Here is a 21,343-nt window from a genome sequence, read left to right on the forward strand (position 1 = left end):
CTATGGTAAGTAAAAACTTTGAGTTTATAAAAAATTATAATAAATTTTTATGGGTTTATGAATCTATTTCTAACATTGAAGATAATATAGTAGAAGCTGGATCTTATGGTGTTCTAGCAGAGTCATCAAAATTATTAGAAAGATTATTTAAGCAAATTACTAAAGATGAAAATTCAAAAAGATCTTTGTACGTTTTAAGAAGAGACTTTGCAATGTTACTTCAAGAAGAATATCAAATTGAAATACCAAATAATGTTCAAGCATCTATAAATTTTATTATTAGAGATAGAAATAGTAATTTTCATGATAGTAATGAAATTGATTATGGTGAATCCTCACAAACTTTTTCGACTAAATTAAATTACTTAATGTGCTTAAGAAAAATTTTGCATTTTTGTTTATATACATTAGAAGATAAAGAAATAAAAATTGATTCTTTTGTTGATGATATATACTATAAGAAACTTAATAAGACCAAATATTTAGAAGATGCAAAAGAATTTAAATATGAAAATAACCAAATTAGATTAGAAAAAATCTCAATAGGTGAATTAATTTTAAGTGATAAAAATAATTTCTTTATTCCTTCATACCAAAGAGATTATAGGTGAGGGGAAGAAGAATGCCAAGAATTAATAAATCAATTGATTTCTAAATTTAGAACTCAAGAACAAATATATTTTGGTGCTTTAGCTTGTAGAATTCTAAATAGCGATATAAATGAAGATGTTGAAATTGAAAATATTAATTTGATAAACGAAGAAAAAAATATTAGGTTAATAGATGGTCAACAAAGAGTTACTACCTCTTTGATATTATTCAAAGCTTTTTTTGACTTATTTAAACAAAAAAAATATGAAGATTTCTTGAATCCTTTATTTAAAATTCCTAAAGAGTTGCAAGATTTATTTGAATATAAAGAAAATAATGAATATAGTGATCGTAGAATAAGAAAAAAGTTTGTAAATTTAACTGCTAATAACGATAGTGGTCAAAATGGTATTTATGTAGTTTTAAAGGGATTCAAAAATCAAAATGCTTTTAAAGATGAATTAAATTTATATCAAAAAGCCGGTGTTATAAGTAATTATGAATTTTTTTATAGAGAACTGAATTCTTATGATATAGAAACTTTATTATTGATTTACAACTATTACTATAATAATTTCATATTATCTTGCATTGTCTTTGATGATGATAATACTAACGAAATGGAAATATTTGAAAATTTAAATTCAAAAGGTAAAGAACTAGATACATTTGATATGATTAAAAATTATATTTTCAATATGCTTGATGACAAAATATTTAATCTACATACAAGTGATGTTACAAAGGAATTAAATAAATATTTCAATTTAGATAATGTTACAAAATACAAGGGTAATAAAGAAGAACAATCTAAAAGATATGAAACATTTCTTTTTAATTATTTAAATTATAAAAATACTATTAGTCCATTTTTTAAAGGTAAAATTCAACAAAATAAAAAAAGTATTTTGAAAGTTTTTAAAGAGCTCCATTATAGACATAATATTGATTTAAATGATTACAAATCTATTTGCAATGATTTAGGAAGATATTTTTATATTTATAAAAATATATATATAACAAGCTCTTATATTGAAAAAAATAGTGAATATTATAACTTTTTTGAAGAACTGACAAATATAACTCATAAAGATTTCACTATATTATTATTTTATTTATTTGATGTATATAGTTCATATTCATGAAATTCTTATGAAAGAAGATTATATTTTCAATATGAAGAATATTTAAAAGCATGCTTATTTGAAATCGAAAAATGAGTTGTAATGCTTTTACAAGTTAAAGGTACAGGACAATCTTTTAAAAACTCGGTTTATGGAAAACTTATAAAGTTTTTAAAAACATACGAAAATTATAGTACTTTCAAAACAAATTTACCAAACCTTATAAAAGATTGATTTAGTGCAAAAATTGCTCCTAATAAAGAAAATGAAAAATTACTTATATCTATGGAACACACATTACCGCCAAAACAACAAGCTTTAGATTCAATTGAAAAGAGTGAATTAAAAGATGATAATATAATTAAAGTTTTTTTACGTAGAATTGAAAAGTATTGATTAAATTTAAATTCAAATGGAGAACAATGAAAAGTGTATAAAAAGCCTTCTATTGAGCATATAATGCCTAAAGAAATGACTGATGAATGAAAATTTATGGCTAATAGCGGTAAAAAATACGATGAAAAAGCAGAAGATATATATAAAACTCATTTAAATATGTTAGGTAATCTGCTATTGATAAATTCACAAGATAATTCAAAGTTAAAAAATTATCCATTTAAAAAGAAAAAAGAAATATATAAAAAATTAGATATTCCAATCTCAAATATCCCATTCAATGTTGATTCTGATACTTTGTTAACAATCAATAATTTCACTTTTGAAATTATTGAACAAAGAACTATTAAATTAGCAAACATAGTTATAGAAAAAATATATGAACTTACATAGTCAAGCTCAAAAAATAATAGATTTATTCGACAATGACAATGGATTTGTTTTTTGAAAAATGGGAACAAGAATTTATACTATTTTATATAACTTTTTTGAATATTACTCATCTATACCGAAAAATAAAAAGTTTATGGAACTAGAAGTAAAAGATTCAAATGGAAAATATTTTTTAATGTGCGGTGATCAAAATATTACTCCATCAACTACAAGAAACTATCCTATTTCAAAATCATCAATAAGACAATATATTGATGTATTATGTTCTTTTGATCTAATAGTTAAAAGTAACTACAACCAAAATATCTATTTAATTAAAAAAATAGAGGCCTTATCTTTTGAAAATATATTTAATCCTAATAATATATTTTTTGAGCTTGTAAAAGAAAATATATTTTTAAAGTATGAACAAGCAAAAAAAATATTTTATAGTTGCATAATTAGTAAACTTGCTTCGTTATTTGAAGAAGATGAAACTTTATATATAAAGTTTAATAATAAAAAGAAAGAAAAAGTTAAATGCATAGATATTATAAAACAATGTAAAAAATGTGGATATCAAGATTTTTTCTCAGTGATTGATGATTTTGGAAAAGATTTAGAAGATTTATATAACTTTATAAATGATAAAATTATATGTAGAATTTAGCAATGTAAACAAATAATTACATTACATTAGTAAAAAGCAATAATTTAGTGTATAATTAACTTATGTTTTGGAATTAATTTAATAGATTAACTCCAAATCAAATTAAAATCAATATATGTTTTACATTAGAAAGATGGTGCGAAAAGATGGCTACTACAAAAAAAGGACCTGATAAAGCAGCGGTTAAACGTGCTGCATCTAACGCAAAAAGATCTGAACACATTCAAACAAGAAAAAAAGCGAGTGACCCAAAACCTAATAAAATTCAACAAAAAGAAATTAAGTTAACAGAAGGTCAATCAAAATTTATTTGAGAAAAAGCAGATCCAGTATCAGCAACAAATGCAGCTATTTATAGAAAAGATGTTGCAGGAGCAATTATTAAATTTAATCAATATGGATTGGAATCAGAATTTGGATGAGTTAACGCTTTGATTGATCCAGAAGGTGAATATGATGATGTTAACAACATTGTAGCATTACACTGAATGAATGCTAAAGTTAAACGTAAAGCTGATGAACAATGAACAGCTGTTGTTACAGGAATTAGAGACACAAGAGAAATTTACAACTTTATGAAAGAAGTTAAAGTTCCTGGTGATGCATTAGCAAAATCTAAAAAAACTGTTTTATTCAAACCTTCAGTTGTTGAACCTAAAAAAATTAACATTGAAATCCGTACACAACAACCTAAAAAATAATAAAAGATATCTTCGCTATGAAGGTATTTTTTATTTTCATTTTATTATTTGATATTGTATAATTATATTGTCCTTCGGGACACCAAGAATATTTGTTATTCTTTAAGTTTGCGTGAGTGTTCAAAACCGCTCTATAAATTAGTATTTCCTATCTCATGCATTTTATAGCGGGTGGAAATATTTTTTTTTATTTTATTTTTTAAGTGTATTATTAATAAATAGTATTTTTAAAAAATTAAATAAAAAAGGGGATTTCAAATGAGTTCTACTATTATTGTAATAGTTGGTCCAACAGCTAGTGGAAAAACAGATTTATCTATCAAGTTAGCAAAAGAGTTTAATGGAGAGTGCATTAATGCTGATGCAACTCAAATTTTTTGTGGAACAGATATAGCAACAAATAAAATAACCACAGAAGAAATGCAAGGTATAAAACATCACTTATTATCAACTAAAAAAGTTAATGAAACTTATTCAGTTGCTGATTTTCAAAAAGATGGTAGAAAAGCAATTGAAAAAATTTTAAAAAACAATAAAACTCCAATTATTATTGGAGGAACTGGTTTATATATAAATGCTTTATTAAGAAAATATAACTTTAAAAGTGATGATCATATCCCTGGATTTAACAAAAAATTTGATAATTTAGATAACAATCAACTTTGAGAAATATTAAATCAAAAAGATTCTATTAGTGCTAGTCAAATTCATCCTAATAATCGTTATCGTATTATAAGAGCTTTAGAAATATATGAGCTTAATGGAATAAAAAAAAGTGATTTAATAGTTGATAATAAAGAATTTTATTATGATAAAATATTATTTATAGGAATAAATCCTGACAGAAGCTTATTACACTCAAAAATTAACTCAAGAGTTTTAAAATTAGTTGATATGGGATTATTTGAAGAGATAGAAAAAGCATGGATAGATAACGATAAAAATAAAAATGCACAAGCCCTTAAATGTATTGGTGGTCCAGAAATTATTGGTTATTTAAATAAAGAATATGATTATCAAACAGCAATTAGTTTAATGCAAAGAAATAATCGAAGATATGCAAGAAGGCAGATCACATGGTTTAAAAATCAATTAAAAGAGACTAATTGATTTACACATAACTATAAAAACTTTGAATTAATGTGTCTAGATATTGTAAATTTTGTAAAAAAAAGAATATAATTAACAAGGAATGTTTATAAGGAGAGATTTGGATGATATCTATATATGAAAGAATCGAAAATCTTGTAAAAGACAATAAAAATACCACTTTTAAATTAATTGCAAAGCAAATTTTAGAAGATTTTAATAATGGTATTTTTAAAAGTCAAAATGAGTTAGCAGTTGCATGTTATGTTTCTATGTCTACAATCACGCAATTTTCTAAAGCTGCTCAATGCGAAGGATATAAAGAACTTGCAATTAGATTAAAGATTGAATATGAAAATGCAATGGTTGCTGCTCCTGTTAAAGAAGAAATAAATTATAAAGAATTAGATACAAAATCTTTAGAGGTAATTAATGATTGAGCAATGTCTTCTGCTGATTTTATTTTAGAATTAGCAAAACAAATTAATACTAAGAAAAAAATATGAATTGCACCATCATTTCAAACAAGTCCTGCAGCTAGACATTTTGAAAATATCTTAAGAAATCAAGGAATTGATGTTCATGTTATGGATAGTGCTATAAACTTAGAACTTGTAAGACATGTTGATTTTAAAGATGAATTAATTTTAGTTATTATGACCGGAAGAGATACAATCACACTTTCAAGAATTTTAGAATATCTTGAAAAAATCACAAAAAATGTTTATGTTATTACAACAAATAATCACACTGAAGAAATACCTGATGTAAATGGTTGAAAAAAAATCCTTATAAACTACGCTTTAAGTGGTGATTATAAATATAGAGCACAAGCATTAATGACTTTATTTTTATTAATTGCAGAAAAAATTGATGGAACTACTATGTCAAATATAAGATTAGTAGGGTAGTAGATAATACAATTATTTGGTTTCATTGATCAAAAAAAATAATTTAAAAAAAATATTAAAAAAATAGTGCATTTTAGTTGAAATATATAGTCTATTAGTATATTATTCTAATGTACTCAATTTGCGGGTGTAGTTTAATGGTAGAACTTCAGCCTTCCAAGCTGACTGTGAGGGTTCGATTCCCTTCACCCGCTCCATTTAAGAGAGCGAAAATATAAATTGGTCAATGCAATTGACGTTAGAGTATAACTCCATGTTGATAAACGTGGAGTTTTTTTATAAAAAATAATATTTATTTTAAATTATTGTTGTGTTATTTTTTTAATTTTATATTTGATAAAATAGAAGAATAAAAGGTAAAGTTATGAAAAAAGATGAAAATAATAAAAATATGTGACAAAGCTTTAATGATCAAAGAACGGATTTCTTTGTAAGTGTAGGGTATTTGTTAATTGAGTGTATTATCCCAGGTATTTTGATTTGAGTTTTGATAGGAAATGACTTCTCATTTTCTTTCAATAAAAATCTACCTCATCCAATCATTGGTTATGTATTTTTAGTATGTATAATTTATTTAATTTATAGTGTTTTATGTACTTGTTTTATCTATCACTTAAATGGTCATAAAGCAGATAACTTCACTTATGTAGTAACAATAGCAATTGTATTTTTTGTATTAATTTTATTAGGGTATGCATTTAAACAAAATAATACTATATTTATAATTATTAAATTAGTTATTATTTTATTATCAGCAGTAGTTGCTGTAACTGCAGGAGTATTTTTAACTTATATTGCAAGAAATAATGAGTTTAAAAGAAAAGAGTTAGTTGAAGGTTATTTAAAAGATCAACGAGAAGGTAAATCATTAAGTGAAAAAATGATTAAAAGAATTGAATCTTATAATTTAATGATTAAAAAACGAGAAGAAAAGCAAAAGAAATTTGATGAACTTAAAGCAAAGCTTGATTTAAAAATTGAACAAGAATATCAATTACAAAAACAAAGAGAAGAAGAAAAGAAAAATCGTATTATTAAAAAACTAGATAAAAAAGAAGAATTACAAAGAGCAAAACAACAAAAAAAAGAAAATAAAAAAAATAAAATTGAGTTTAAATAATAAACTCAATTTTTTATATAACTATTTCATATCTATCATTTGATCTTTGATATTTTTCTTGTGCAATTTGTAAATAGATGTACTCATTTGTATTTTCATACATATAATTTGCTCATAAAGTTCATAATACATCTTGATAAGCAATACATTTATTTAAGATATGCAATTCATTTTTTTCTATTAAATTATTTTTTATTGCTTTTTTTACAAAATAATCTATTAAATCTTTTTTATCATTTAAAGTCTCTGTTATAAAACTTGCTAAATCAAAGAACTTATCATTTAATTGAACATAATCATAATCAATAAATTTCAAATCATTATTTTTATGTATCAAAATATTTCCCGGTACTAAATCATTATGACTAATTATAGCTGGCAATTGTTGTAAATCATTTGCATATTCTAAAACTTTGTTGATATTTTGACTTAAGTCATATAATGGTTTTTTAATATTTTCTTTAAAAAATTTTAAAAAGTCAGCATAGTTAAATCTTTTAATAAAACTAAAATCAAATTTAATATCATGAAATTGATTAATTCCATTAACTACTAAATCAATGATTTGATGATTAATTTCAATTTCTTCTAGACTTTTATAATTAATTAATATTTTAAAACTACTTACTAAATGATTATTTTCAAAATCAATAGTTCTTGGTTTTATCATAATTTCTTGTTTTGCACTCATAAATGCAATTAATACATTTATTTCATTTTGTTTATCTAAATATTTTTCACTAATATCTTTAGATACTTTTATTACTTTTAAATTATCGATTTTAATGTCATTTGTTAGACCTTTAAAATTAAAATTCATATTTGTATCTCCATAACTAAAAATATTATATTATAAATAAGAACTTAAATATTTTTACAAACAAATTATAAAAAAGGATAGATAATATGAAAAAAACAATATGATTAGCAACTAATAGTGAAGATAAAATAAAAGAGTTTAATTTTTTATTAGATTATTTTGAAATTAAAACTTTAAAAGATATTGATAAAAATATAGATATTGTTGAAGATGGAATTACATTTGTTGACAATGCGATGATTAAAGCAAAATATTTATCTAATTTAGTTAAAGGGATAATTATTGCAGATGATTCAGGGTTATGTATTAATAATTTAAATGGATTTCCAGGAGTTCATTCAAAAAGATGAGCTGGAGAAAATATAAGCGATTGAAACATTATAAATAATAAATTATTAGATATTTTAAAAGCAAATGATTTAAATACTATTGAAAAGAGAAGTGCTTATTTTAACTGCACATTAGCTATGATTGATACTGATTCAAATATAAGTGAGATTTTTGAAGGTAAAGTTGATGGATATATTGGTTTTGATCAAGCTGGAAGTGAAGGTTTTGCTTATGACAAGGTATTTATTCCAAATGGATATGATAAAACTTTTGCTCAATTAGGATTTGAAATTAAACAACAATTAAGTCACAGAAGTATAGCTATAAAAAAATTAGCAAATCATTTAAAAAATAATTATAAATTTTAATAAAATCATTGAAATTATTGCAATCTAAAACTATAATTAACTTGTTTCATATAAAACAAGAAGGTGTAATTGAAACTTATAGATTAGAGGCGATAATATGAAAGAATTGTCATTTAAAACAAAAAAAGATGCAAATATTAAAGCACATGTTAGAAGAGCTTTATTAGATAAAAAATTTGCAACTATTCTTCTAATACTACTTATTTTTGCAGCAGCCTTATTAGCAACTATCAATATTAAAATAGTGCAATATATAACATCACTTTTAGTATCAAAAACATTAGTTAGTTCTTCAACTAATCAAAGTGTTTTATACGATTTATTAGAAAAAATAGGAAAATCACCTGAAGAAATAGCATTTATTTTAGCAAACTATAAACAAGATAGTAAGTTTATTGAAAGTATCATTCATGAGTTATTTTATGATTATGTTCAATATGATGGTGCTAAACTTTATGTTGAATTATTAGGATTAAAATTAGATATTTATAATTTTTGTTTATGAATGGTTTTAAACATTGTTGTAGTAGTTGTTTTGTCATACTTTATTTATTTATTAAGTGGTTTGATTGCAAGAAGTTATGAAACTAAATTAAAAACAATATTTTTAAATAAATTAATAGATCAAGATTTACATTATTTTAGTCAAAATAAAACAGGAGAAATAATTACTTCATTAGTTAAAGACACAAGTTTAATTGGTCAATATATAAAAGATTCAACAGTTAGTTATATAAGAACTGCATTTATTGTTACAATTTCTTCAATAATTATGTTTGCAGTTGATTGAAAACTTGCTTTATGTGTATTTGGTTTATTAGTAGTATGTATGATTGGAGTATTTTTATTTTCATTATTGTCAATTAAAGCAACTAAAAATATTAATTCTCTTACAAAAAATTACGAAAATGAAATGAGCGAAAAAATTTATAGTATAAGATTAATAAAAGCTAGTGGAACATTTAATCAAGAAAAAACTTATTTTGAAAATAAAGCAAAACAAGTTGATAAAAAAAATAAACTTAAATTATTACTATCTGAAATTCCTTCAGGATTAATTATTGGGGGTGTTGGTAGTTTTTCAATGGCAAGTGTTATCTTTGGAGTATTATTATACTTTGATGAGTCTCAAACTTTAATAAGTATAATTACAACATTTAGCTCTGGAGTTATTGTTATGACTATGCCATTATTGGATTTGAGAATGGTTTTATCACAAATACCAAGTGCAAAATCTAGTTCAGAAAATATTTATAAATTATTAAATCAAGAAATAACAATTGATAAACATAAAGAAATGATTTTAAATGAAGAAATTCAAAATATAAAATTTAAAAATTTAAACTTTGGATATCCAGATGATCAAAAAGTCATTTTAAAAGATTTTAATTTAGAGTTTGAAAAAGGAAAAAGTTATGCGTTTGTTGGACCAACTGGAAGTGGAAAATCAACAATTGCAAAATTTTTATTAAGATTTTATGACACAACAACTGGAGATGTAATAGTTAATGATAAGTTTAATATTAAAGATTTAAACTTAAAGTTTTGATTAGATAAAATTGGATATGTTGATCAAGAACCTCAAATTTTAAGCGGAACAATTTATGATAATATTAAATATGGATTAAATAACGTTACAAATGATCAAATTATTGAAGCTGCAAAAAAAGCAAAACTACATGATTTGATTATGTCTTTTGAAAACGGTTATGAAACTATTTTGTATGAAAGAGAAAGTCAATTATCAGGTGGACAAAAACAAAGATTAGTAATAGCAAGATTAATTTTAAAAAACCCAGAAATATTAATTTTAGATGAAGCAACTAGTGCTTTAGATAATAAAGTTGAAAAAGAAATTCAAAGTGAACTTGAAAAATTAATGGTTGGTAGAACTACATTTTCTATTGCTCACCGATTAAGTACGATTAAAAACTTCGACAAGATCTTTGTTATTGAACCTAATAAAGGTGTTGTTCAATCAGGAAATTATGAAACATTAATTAAACAAGAAGGAATATTTAAAATGTTATATGAAATTTCACATTAATTAATAAATAGTAAAAACTTTTTGATTTTATAAAATAAATATCAAAAAGTTTTTTTATCTTATAAATAGTTGTATTAACTATTTTTTTAGATAAAATAACTATAATTCACTAAATAAGTGTTGAATGGAGATTTATATGGCAGGTTTAGGAAAAAGTGGCGCATTAATAAATTTAGCAGCAGGAATTATATGTTTTGTATTTAGTTTTTTTTATATGTTATCAGAGAAATTAACAGCATTAATTATGCAACAAAATATTATAGAGTCTAAAATATATAAAATCGTTGGAGGCTTATTGTTTGTTGTATCATTAGTTTTAATAATATTATCAGCTTTAACAGCTGGGATGAATACTAATGGACTTAGAATAAGTTTGGGAGTTATCTCATTATTATTAATATTTATATCTTGATTAGCCTTATTCTTTCCGGTTATATTACTTTTAATAGGGGGTATTTTAACTTTGTGTGGTAAAGATGATGAAAATCGATATTTAAATAACTATAGAGACAGTTCGAATTTCATTGGATATCAAAGTGTAAATATTAATCATAATCTGAATTATCAACAAGGTTATGAAACAACACCAGCTACAGTAAATGGATATGGATATAATAATTATCAAAACGGATATGATTATCAAAATACAAATAATTATCAAAACGGATATGATTATCAAAATACTTATTATTATCAAAACGGAAACCAATATCCAAATCAATATCAAAATACAAAAGATGATCAATATACTTATGATTATCAAAACGGATATTACATTCAAAATCCAAATGATAATAATAGCAATAACAACAATGGATATTAAAAAAATATTTAAATAGGGAAACTGACTAAAAAAGGAAATTTATTATGTTAAAAAAAATAAATAATTTTACTCTTAAATCATTTTATGATTACAACGGTCCTGAAGAAAATTTTGACTTAAAAAATATAATTTTTGGATATAACGGGAAAGGGAAGACTTCATTAAGTTATGGTATTGTTGAAGAATTTTTTAAAGATAATAATAAAAAAAATGAAAACATAAGATTTTTTAATAATAAATATGTTGAAGAAAACTTGTTAATAGAAGAAGAGCATAAAACACAAATTAAAAGTGTAGTTGCTAATTTTGGAAAAAAGTCTGTTGAAAATAGAAAAGAAATTTATAAGTTAAAAAATGACATAGTGGACATAAAAAATTATGAGTTAGAAATCAATGAAATAGAAAAAAAAATTATTGATGAATATGAACAAATATTTAATAGAAAAAAAGGAAATACAAAAATATTAAATCCTCATTATTTAAATGTCCAAGAATTATTTTCTAAATACGAAAAGCTTGTAGATGATGCAAAAAAAATAGAGAATAATTTGGAAGAATTATCGAAGATTACCGGTGATAATAGTTTAGAAGATTTGTTAATTGAAAAAAAAGAAGTTCTATTTAATAAAATTTTACTTACAAAAGACGAAGATATTGAAAAAATGAAGAAAATTTTATTAAATAATTATGATAATTCTCATATCCCTTCTTCTGAAGTTGTTGATTGATTGAATGAAGGGTTAAAAATTCACAAAAACCATAAAATATGTGAGTTTTGTGGGAATAACATTAATTTAGAAAATATTAAAGTTAAAATTCAAAAATATAATAAAGATGAAAAACAAAAAGCTAACCAATTTTTAATTTCTTTTCGTAATAATTTAGAAAATTATATTGAACATATAAATAATTTCTTTTTGAATAATTATAAATCATATGAAAAATTATTTAATTTTGATTTGTCTAAATACTTTGAAAATTTTAATAAAATAGTTAATAACCTTTTAAGTTTTATTGATCTAATAAATAATAAGTTAAAAGAAATAACCAATATCATAAATGTAGATACAGAAGAATTAAAAAAAGATTTAAATAATATTAACTCTAATATAGAAGATTTAAACAACTTAAAGAATAATGACATAAATAATTTGGAAAAAAAAATAAATAAATTTAATATTTTATTAAAAGGTTCAATAGGTTTAGAATTAATTGTTAATCCACTAATAAAAGAAAAAAAAGATTTATTGATAGAAAAAATAAAAAATATTGAAGAAATTAAAGAAAAAAATAATATTTTAAACAAAAAAATTAAAGAGTTAGAAAATAATCAATCTAATAAAATTGATTTTGCGGTTATTATTAATGAAATTTTAAACAATTTAGATGTTGGGATAAATTTAGAACTAACAAATAATAACTATACTTTAAAAAACACAAAAATGGATAAAGAGTTAGAGATAAATGATATAAGCGATGGGGAAAAAAACTTACTAGCAATCTTATATTTTTATATTGAATTATTTGAAGACATTAATCAAACTGAGGTTAAAAAAAATATTGAACTTGTTGTTATAGATGATCCAATATCTAGTGTGGATGATTTAAATAAAATGTATATTCTAAGTATTTTAAAAGAAATTTTATCATATCCAAATTATCAATTATTTATCTTAACTCATGTTTGAGATGATTTTTGTAATCTTTCTTACACATTCATGAGAGATGAAAAAGTTTCTCTATTTGAAGTGAAAAAAAGTAATAATAAAAGTTACGTTCAAATCATAAAAAATAAAAAAATAAAATTACCTTATAAATATGATTTTAAAGAGATATATGATTTTTCAAAAGAAAATGATATATCAAACTTATCAAAAAATAATTATTTTTATTATCCAAATGTAATGAGAAGAATTATAGAACATTTTTTAAGTTTTAAATATTCTGAAGAAGTACCAGCAAATTCAAAAAATTTTAATAAAATAAAAAAAATTTTGCTCTTTAAGTCTGATAACCCAAATGATAAAAAAAACCTTGAGGTATTATTAAATGTTTGCAATATTTATTCTCATAAATATCAAAGAAATCCTAATGAAATCTTATCATCAGCAAAATTTTTAATGAAAGTAATTAAAAATGTAGATGAAAATCATTTTAATGAAAATAAACAATAGTATATCTCTTAAATTATAGAAACTACTTTAAAACATTTTATGGTATAATCATAAATATTTAGAGGTGAATATTTATGGCTAAAAAAAGATCTATTTATAATAAATCAAGACTATATTTAGAAATTGCATCTAATGGTCAAATTACTCATAAAGCTCATTATGATTATTTAAAAATAATTTTTAATACTTGTAGTGAAAAACATAAAAAGTTTTTTTATGATGCAAATATAGTTAATCATGATACTGGAAATTTAATTAAAAGAGATTTTATTGATCAAGATACAACTTATAAAATTTTTACTCAATTTAACAATATTGGAATGTTAGAAAGAGCAGATGAAATAAATTATATTGATATCAATGATTTTGATTACAAAAAGAAATTTTAATTTCTTTTTTTATTTGAAAGGATAACATATGAGAAAAATAAATATAATTTTATTTGAACCAGAAATTGCCAATAATGTTGGTGCTATTATGAGAACTTGTGCGTTAACAAATGCAAAACTTCATTTAATTGAACCATTTGGTTTTATATTTGATAGAAGAAATTTTGCAAGAACAAGCGCTAATAATTTTGAAGGTTGTGAATATGTAAAATATGAAGATTGACAAGATTTTGTTGATAAAAATCCAAATGTAAACATTTTTTTTATGACAAGATATGGTAAAAAACCGATAAGTGATTTTAATTTCAAAGAAATAAACGATGAAGTATTTATAATGTTTGGAAAAGAATCAACTGGAATTGATAAAGAAATATTAAAAAATAATCTTTCAAGATGTTTTAGAATTCCTATGGTAGAAACAGGAAGAAGTTTAAATATTGCAAATTCTGTAGGTATAGCCACTTATGAAGTACTAAGACAATGAGATTATTTAGATTTAAGTAAAGTTGAAGTAGAAAAAGGAGAAGATTACTTGGAAAAATAGTTTTCTTTTTTTATTTCTATATAATAAATAACAAGGTGGGAAATAAAAATGAAATTTAGTGATTTTGGGTTTAAAAAGTTTATAAATGATGCTTTAGATGAAAAGGGATTTAAAGAGCCAACAAGTATACAAAAAAAGGTAATACCTTTATTAAAAAAGCATAAAAGCGTTATTGCTCAATCTCACACTGGTACTGGAAAAACACATGCATTTTTATTACCAATTTTAAATAACTTAGATTATGAAGTAAATAAAGTACAAGCTTTAATAATAACCCCAACAAGAGAACTTGCAAGACAAATATTTGCAAATACAAAAGAAATGTTAAAACATAATAATAAAGCAACTGTTGCTTTTTTTGTTGGTGGAGAAGCTTTTGAAAAACAAGCATCTTCATTAAAAAATAAGCAACCAATGATTGTAATTGGAACACCAACCAAATTAAAAAGCCTATATGAAAGCAATCTATTACAATTAACAACAACAAACTATGTTGTAATCGATGAATGTGATATGATTTTTGATCTTGGTTTTATTGATGATCTTGATTATATGCTTGCAAAAATGAATAATGATACAAATATTAGTTTATTTTCAGCAACAATTGCAAATGGATTAAAACCATTTTTAACTAAGTATTTGTCAAAATCTATTTTCATTGAAAATATTGATAAAAAACCAACAAATGAAAATATTGAACACATTTTAATTTGAACTAAAAACAAAGAAAATAAAGAAGTTTTAAAATTAATTGTAGAATCAATAAATCCTTATATTGTTATAGTTTTTGTTAATAAAAAAGATCAAGTAAAAGAAGTGATTGGTTGATTAAAAGATTTTGGTATAAAAAATATTGGAGAGCTTCATGGTGATTTAGATCCAAGACAAAGATCAATAATGCAAAAAAGAATTCAAAATATGGAATTTAGATGAATTGTTGCTAGCGATATTGCTGCTAGAGGAATTGATATTGATGGAGTAAGCCATGTAGTTTCAATTGATTTGCCAAAAGATTTAGAATATTATATTCATAGAAGTGGAAGAACAGGTAGAAATCAATATTTAGGAAAAAGTTATGTTCTTTTTAACTCAACAAATCAACATCTAATTGATACTTTAAAATCTAAAAAAATAGAGTTTAAAAATATGAAATTAGCAAATAATCAATTAGTTGATATCATTGAAAGAAAAAAAAATAAAGTTATAAATCCTAATAATCCAGGGGTTTTAGAAGAACAAAAAATAATAAATCGTTTTAAAAAACAACCTATAAAACCTGGTTATAAGAAAAAAAGAAAATTAGAGATTGAAAAAGTTAAAAAAGATATAAGGAGAAAACACATTAAAGAGTCAATAGCAAAAATTAAAAAAGCTAAGTATAAAAAAAGAAGAGAAGAGTTATTTGATTAAAAAATAGATTGGATTATAAAGTAATGGGAATTTTGGTTAAAATATTTTTATCTTGATCGTGCTTATATACAAATGTTGTACCAACAACAAATTTTTTGGTTAAACAATTTGCAACTTCCGAAGAAACAAATGTTAAAGATGGTGATAATCAAAAAGTTGAATATAAATATAATAGTTTTTTAACTGATGACAAAATAAAAAGCACTAATATTACAGAAAACTGATTGATGTATTCAGGAAGAATTTTAAAATATTACTATGCAAACTATATAACTGGTTTAACTCAAAATATAGTTGGAGAAATTCAAGAAATATTAACTGTTAAAAAAGAAGAAAGTCCAACTGAATCAGATACTCAAGAAGATAAAACAAGTAAATTAGAAAAAATAGAATTTTATAGAAGTTTATTTATTCAAAATCTAATTGGAAGTACTTTGAATATTAGTATATATGGGGCTTCATCGGATAATGAGTTTTTTGCAGAAGCTTTTTCTAAATGATTGCAAACACCAAGAGAACTAATGAACAAAAGTTGATATATAACAAATAACTTCTTTTGTAATGTTTTACCAATGTTAATGAAAAATGGTGATACTTTACAAAATAAAACAAAAACTATCATAAATTGAATTAATGGTCAAAATAAATCAAATGAATATGATATTTCATTAAAAAGTCCTTTAAGTAATACGATTGATTTACATTATCAAAACAGTAACATTGGGTGAAAGTCAAGTGTTAATGGAGTTAACTATTTTGACCAAAGTATTTCAAAAATTATTCAACAATGTAAAATATTTGAACTTAAAGAAGATTCAAAATCAAAATTAAGATATTTATTAAATGATTGAATGAACGATTCATTCACTCCAGCACCAGATATTTCAATCGCTTTATTTGAGAGCTTTAATTCTCAACACTTTGGAGATTTTAAAAGCTTAGATTCATATTTACAAAATAGAACTATTGATGAAGCTGGTTATAGTACCGTTTGGTTTTCAAATATCTTGAGCTTCTTAAAAAAAGATTATGCACATAATTCAAAATTAGGAGATGATTATTTTGATTGAACAGATCAAAAAAAAGCAAGTTTTGAAAGTATTGTGACTCAGTTATTTAATTATTTATATTCAATCATCTCTAATGATGAAGGTTTATCAAACTTAATATCTGCATTTGTTGTAGCTGGAGATGAAAAATTAGTTGGAGATAAAAGTGACGGATTAGTTGCAGGATATACTTCAACAAGTTTTGTTAGAATGAGCAATAATAAATATTCTGTTAAAAGTTCTTATATTGTAATTTTGGCAAATGCTTTAACAATTAAAGACTATAATAGTGAATATTTATCTGGATTTTGATCTGCTCCAGATGAAATGCATGTTTTGGTTCATGAATTCGGACATGCACTTGACGGATATGGTGGTAAAGACGATTATTACCGAAGAACAAGTGAAGCAAATTCATCATATTATCCAGATTATTATGAAGGAAAATATGTTGGAGGATATGATAGCGTTAAAGTATCTGATTTAGAACTTTACTCAACATATGCAATTGCAGCAATTGCATTATTTGCTACATTATGTTTCTTATATGGATCAAATCGTATTAAAAAAGCTAGAAAATAAAAAGCAATATATTAATATTGCTTTTGTTATTTATCAATGTTTTGTTTATAATAAGTCTAGCTGATAAAAAAGGGAGAAATATTTTTATGGATATTACAGAAAGAATAAAAAAACTTATTGAAGCAATAAGTTATCAAGTTTATGAAAAAGAAGTCATTTTTAGACTTGCTATGCTTGCTTTATTAGGAGAAGAATCAATCTTCTTGTTAGGAAAACCAGGAATTGCAAAATCATTGATTTCACGTAGGATGAAATTTGCAATTAGAGGAGGAACAAATTTTGAGTATTTGATGAGTAAATTCTCAACTCCTGAAGAAATTTATGGACCAATTGATCTAAGACTTTTAAAAGAAGGTAAATATGTTAGAGTGGTTGATGGGTATTTGCCATCTTCTAACATTGGATTTTTAGATGAGATTTGAAAAGCTGGTCCAAGTATTCAAAATACGTTGCTAACAATCATTAATGAAAAAATCTTTAGAAATGGTGGAAAAGATATTAAAGTTCCATTGAAATTACTTATATCAGCTTCTAACGAATTACCAGCTGAAGGTGAAGGTTTAGAAGCTTTATTTGACCGTTTCATTATTAGATTTATTGCTGAAGGTTTAAAAAATGAAAATAACTTTGAACAACTTTTAGATGGAGAATCATCACTTGATGTTGAAGTTGATCCTAATTTACAAATCTCTCTTGAAGAACTTGAAATTTGAAAAAAACAATCAAAACAAGTTAGAGTGAGTCGTAAGTGCTTAGATTTCATCCATTATTTTAGAAAAAAAATAATTTTAGATACAAATGGAGAAGCTTATATTTCGGATAGACGTTGAAAAAAAATCTCTGGGTTAATGAAAACTAGTGCTTTTTATAATGGTAGAGGTGAAACGGATATTCCTGATTTATTTGTTATCCCATTTTGCATTTGAGATAATGAAGAGCAAGAAAAAGAATATACAAATATCTTTTATAAAGCATTTTTAGAGCAATTTGGTTTAGAGTGAAGAAATGAAAAAAGAAACTTATTAAACCAATTAGATACAATGAATGCTCAAATTGGACAAATTGAAGCTCAATTTTTAAGATTAACACCTTATGATTCGCCATTCAAAATGCAAATTAAAGGAACTTATTATTTAATTAATTTTACTGATGGACCAGAAGAATACCGTACTTGTTTTATTTCAGCAGCTGATTGAAATAAAATAAGTAATTTACCAAGTGAACCATTTGAAATTGATTTACATTTTGGACCAAATGTTAATAAATACAAAGGTACTCAAAAAATGCTTGTAAGAGCATACAAATCAGATCAAATTCTATTTGTAAATGAAAATAAAAAATATCAAATTCAAAATGATAATCCAATGGAATTTAATAACCAAATGATGACTATTGCTCAACAAGTTAGTCAACTTGAAGAACAAGTAAAAGAAGTAAGTAAAAAAATGTTTAAAGAATACAAAAAATACACAAGTATGAATTGTTTATTCTTTGAAGAGGTTTATAAAGAAAAAATTGCAGAAGCATTTGATACAGTTAAAAAATCAAGTGCTCCACAACAAGACGAAAATGTTGATATAAATGATGGAATGAATGAAATCAATGAAGTTCCATATAGCGAATTAGAAGTTGCGTATTAAGCGCACTTTTTAATATTGTTAGAAAATAGTAGGTGAAAATATGGAATTTGATGATTTTGAACCAGTAAATGAGATTAAAAGAGAACTTGAAAAATTAAGACAAAGAGATCTACACAATAGTGATTTTGCTTTATTTAAAAAAGAGCATGAATATGCAGCAGAACAGTTGGATGACAAAATCAACAATTTTTATAGCGCTTCACATTTATCGACAATTAAACAAATTAAACTTCCTGAACCAATAAGAAAAGAAATTATTTATTATAACTATGTTTCTGAAAAATTTGACGAGGTTGATTTTGCAAAAAAATTAAACTTAATAAGACAAAAATTAATTGAATTTGATTCACCATTTGAAACTTATATTGATACAATGCAATGAAAAATTGACAATGGTTGATTTGAATTAAAAGGAAGAGATTGATTAACTGAATTTTTTAGAACTTGAACATTTATGTTAACTAAAAGAGTTTTAGACTATCGTATGAAAACTGTTGAAGATTTAAGATATAACTATTTAGTTGAAATTTATAGTATTATTAAAAACTATGGAAAATATGCAAAAATCTATAAAACTATGTATGATGTCTTTGGAAAAATAGCAGAAGTCGATGATGAATTAAGAAATCAAAATATTGAATCAATTTCTCGTTTTGCAGAGTTTTTATATAAAGATCCAAGTATTTTAAGAATTGCTGAGCTATTGGGTAGACTTAATGGTGAAGATGATTTGATGGAAATTAACATTACTGAACAAATTGTTACTTATCCTACAAAAGTAAAATTACCTTATAACCCTGAAGAATTGGTTGGAGTAACTATTTCAAAAGATATCGAAAGACTTTTACCAATGGAATTAGCCAATTTATTTGATCCAGAACTTGAAATAGTATTTTATAAAAAATTTGTAGAATCTCAATTACAAGCTTTTTTATTTGAATCAAATGAAACTATTATAGAACATGAAGTTGAAGAAGTTGAATATGAAGCTCCAATTCCTTTAGAACAAGGAAAATTTATAATTTGTATCGACACTTCTGGATCAATGGAAGGTTCAGGAGAATATATTGCAAAAGCATTAGCGATAGCTGTTGCAAAAGTTGCTTTAAAAGAACAAAGAGATTTGGTTTTTGTAAACTTTGCCAGTCAACATGTTGATGAATTTGAAATTAACGCAAGGCAGTTAAACATTCAAAAAATGTTAGAGTTTTTATCCAAATCATTTTATGGTAGAACTAATGCTAAACCCGCTTTTCAAAAAGTTGTTCAAAAAATGACAACAGAAGAATTTAAAAGAGCAGATTTATTGATGATTTCTGATTTTATGATGGATGCTATTCCAGATGATACAAGAGTTCAAATAGCAGATTTAAAAGATAATTATAATCGTTTTCATTCACTTGTTATTGGAACAATGCCGAATGTTGAAACTCAAGATATCTTTGATAATGTTATGTATTATGACCCAAATGATCCATTTGCAACAACTCAAATAGTTAAATCTTTAAATGAAACTTTAAGAGATTTAAGAGAATTAAAAGATGAAGAAGCAGCTTATCGTGATGAACAAATTGCTGAACTTAATAAAGTTAGAGATAAAAAACGTTTTAGAGATAAACATTTAGATTCTCCAAAAGCTAAAAAACTTGAAAAGAAAAAACAAAAAGAAAAAGAATTAATTGAAAAAAGAAACAAAATAATGGAAAGTAATAGTGAAGGAAATTAACAAATGGAAGTTAGAGAAAGAGCTGATTTTATCATTTTATATTTTGACAAAAATGAAGATATTATTGTAGAACTTGAAAAAGTAGTTCGTGAATATATGATAATTGAAGCAAAAGTAACAGGTAGTGGTTATTTAAATAGATTAGAATATGGGGTTTTAACTCAATCAGATCCAATTTTTTTCTCCAAATATTTAGTTGATAAATTATTAACAGTTACAAATTTTCATGGCAGAATTTTAGAAAGAGAATTATCATTAATGGTTAATGCAATTGATAGTGATAATGTTATTCATAGCGGAAAAGTCTTTTCGACAAATACAGAAATTGATTTAATTTTAACCTTAGAAGTTTTAAGAACAGAGTAATTTTCATTTTAAAATTATTTTTAATTCCAAAAAATAGTTTTATAAGCGAGATTAATAAATTTAAATAAGTTAATATATAAATAGTACTTATATAAAGAGGC

The 21,343-nt window shown here is 23.6% G+C and carries 18 protein-coding genes and 1 tRNA gene; 18 read left to right on the top strand and 1 reads right to left on the bottom strand.

The genetic code is table 4. The features are described 5' to 3' along the window. Positions 1–2 precede the first annotated feature (2 nt). The 7 genes from STABA_RS02590 to STABA_RS02620 all read left to right on the top strand — a co-directional run bounded on the left by STABA_RS02590 (position 3) and on the right by STABA_RS02620 (position 6,974). Entirely contained in the window at positions 3–2,504 is a 2,502-nt protein-coding gene (locus tag STABA_RS02590) for a GmrSD restriction endonuclease domain-containing protein (protein ID WP_156006238.1), read from the top strand. Next, complete coding sequence (locus STABA_RS02595) at positions 2,491–3,153, top strand: hypothetical protein (RefSeq protein WP_156006240.1); 663 nt, start codon at positions 2,491–2,493, stop codon at positions 3,151–3,153. The genes STABA_RS02590 and STABA_RS02595 overlap by 14 nt, the downstream gene beginning before the upstream one ends. Before the next feature lie 146 nt (positions 3,154–3,299). Next, a complete protein-coding gene (locus tag STABA_RS02600; RefSeq protein WP_156006242.1) occupies positions 3,300–3,854 on the top strand; it encodes a hypothetical protein in 555 nt (184 codons plus the stop codon). Between the two features lie 258 nt (positions 3,855–4,112). Further along, positions 4,113–5,036: a tRNA (adenosine(37)-N6)-dimethylallyltransferase MiaA gene (gene miaA / locus STABA_RS02605; protein WP_156006244.1), complete on the top strand. Its 924-nt coding sequence runs from the start codon at positions 4,113–4,115 to the stop codon at positions 5,034–5,036. 32 nt (positions 5,037–5,068) lie between these two features. Then, positions 5,069–5,854 (top strand): MurR/RpiR family transcriptional regulator, encoded by a 786-nt coding sequence (locus tag STABA_RS02610; protein WP_156006246.1) that lies wholly within the window; start codon positions 5,069–5,071, stop codon positions 5,852–5,854. 123 nt (positions 5,855–5,977) lie between these two features. Beyond that, positions 5,978–6,051: transfer RNA gene (locus tag STABA_RS02615), tRNA-Gly, on the top strand. A gap of 167 nt (positions 6,052–6,218) precedes the next feature. Then, positions 6,219–6,974 carry a DxFTY motif-containing membrane protein gene (locus STABA_RS02620; protein WP_156006248.1) on the top strand — a complete coding sequence of 252 codons (756 nt, stop codon included), beginning with the start codon at positions 6,219–6,221 and terminating at the stop codon, positions 6,972–6,974. A gap of 13 nt (positions 6,975–6,987) precedes the next feature. On the opposite strand, the gene STABA_RS02625 is transcribed toward STABA_RS02620, so the two are convergent. Next, entirely contained in the window at positions 6,988–7,794 is an 807-nt protein-coding gene (locus STABA_RS02625) for a phosphotransferase family protein (RefSeq protein WP_156006250.1), read from the bottom strand. A gap of 86 nt (positions 7,795–7,880) precedes the next feature. Between STABA_RS02625 and rdgB the strand changes: the two genes are divergently transcribed. The 11 genes from rdgB to STABA_RS02680 all read left to right on the top strand — a co-directional run bounded on the left by rdgB (position 7,881) and on the right by STABA_RS02680 (position 21,242). Further along, complete coding sequence (rdgB, locus tag STABA_RS02630; RefSeq protein ID WP_156006252.1) at positions 7,881–8,492, top strand: RdgB/HAM1 family non-canonical purine NTP pyrophosphatase; 612 nt, start codon at positions 7,881–7,883, stop codon at positions 8,490–8,492. Between the two features lie 97 nt (positions 8,493–8,589). After that, positions 8,590–10,539: an ABC transporter ATP-binding protein gene (locus tag STABA_RS02635; protein WP_156006254.1), complete on the top strand. Its 1,950-nt coding sequence runs from the start codon at positions 8,590–8,592 to the stop codon at positions 10,537–10,539. Between the two features lie 136 nt (positions 10,540–10,675). Next, positions 10,676–11,362, top strand: coding sequence for a hypothetical protein (locus STABA_RS02640; protein WP_156006256.1), 687 nt, complete (start codon positions 10,676–10,678; stop codon positions 11,360–11,362). A gap of 44 nt (positions 11,363–11,406) precedes the next feature. Further along, the gene (locus tag STABA_RS02645) at positions 11,407–13,536 is read left to right on the top strand and encodes an AAA family ATPase (protein WP_156006258.1); all 2,130 of its coding nucleotides are present in this window, start codon (positions 11,407–11,409) and stop codon (positions 13,534–13,536) included. Between the two features lie 74 nt (positions 13,537–13,610). Further along, a complete protein-coding gene (locus STABA_RS02650; protein ID WP_156006260.1) occupies positions 13,611–13,925 on the top strand; it encodes a hypothetical protein in 315 nt (104 codons plus the stop codon). A 28-nt stretch (positions 13,926–13,953) separates the two neighbouring features. Next, complete coding sequence (locus STABA_RS02655) at positions 13,954–14,469, top strand: tRNA (cytidine(34)-2'-O)-methyltransferase (RefSeq protein WP_156006262.1); 516 nt, start codon at positions 13,954–13,956, stop codon at positions 14,467–14,469. Between the two features lie 48 nt (positions 14,470–14,517). After that, positions 14,518–15,879, top strand: coding sequence for a DEAD/DEAH box helicase (locus STABA_RS02660; protein ID WP_156006264.1), 1,362 nt, complete (start codon positions 14,518–14,520; stop codon positions 15,877–15,879). 8 nt (positions 15,880–15,887) lie between these two features. After that, entirely contained in the window at positions 15,888–17,510 is a 1,623-nt protein-coding gene (locus tag STABA_RS02665; RefSeq protein ID WP_170264685.1) for a hypothetical protein, read from the top strand. Between the two features lie 86 nt (positions 17,511–17,596). Continuing rightward, positions 17,597–19,150 (top strand): AAA family ATPase, encoded by a 1,554-nt coding sequence (locus STABA_RS02670; RefSeq protein ID WP_156006268.1) that lies wholly within the window; start codon positions 17,597–17,599, stop codon positions 19,148–19,150. A gap of 40 nt (positions 19,151–19,190) precedes the next feature. Next, the gene (locus STABA_RS02675; protein WP_156006270.1) at positions 19,191–20,876 is read left to right on the top strand and encodes a vWA domain-containing protein; all 1,686 of its coding nucleotides are present in this window, start codon (positions 19,191–19,193) and stop codon (positions 20,874–20,876) included. 3 nt (positions 20,877–20,879) lie between these two features. Continuing rightward, on the top strand, positions 20,880–21,242 hold the full coding sequence (locus STABA_RS02680; protein ID WP_156006272.1) for a PCC domain-containing protein: 363 nt from the start codon (positions 20,880–20,882) through the stop codon (positions 21,240–21,242). Positions 21,243–21,343 lie beyond the last annotated feature (101 nt).

Source organism: Spiroplasma tabanidicola, from assembly GCF_009730595.1.
Taxonomy (GTDB): domain Bacteria; phylum Bacillota_I; class Bacilli_A; order Mycoplasmatales; family Mycoplasmataceae; genus Spiroplasma_A; species Spiroplasma_A tabanidicola.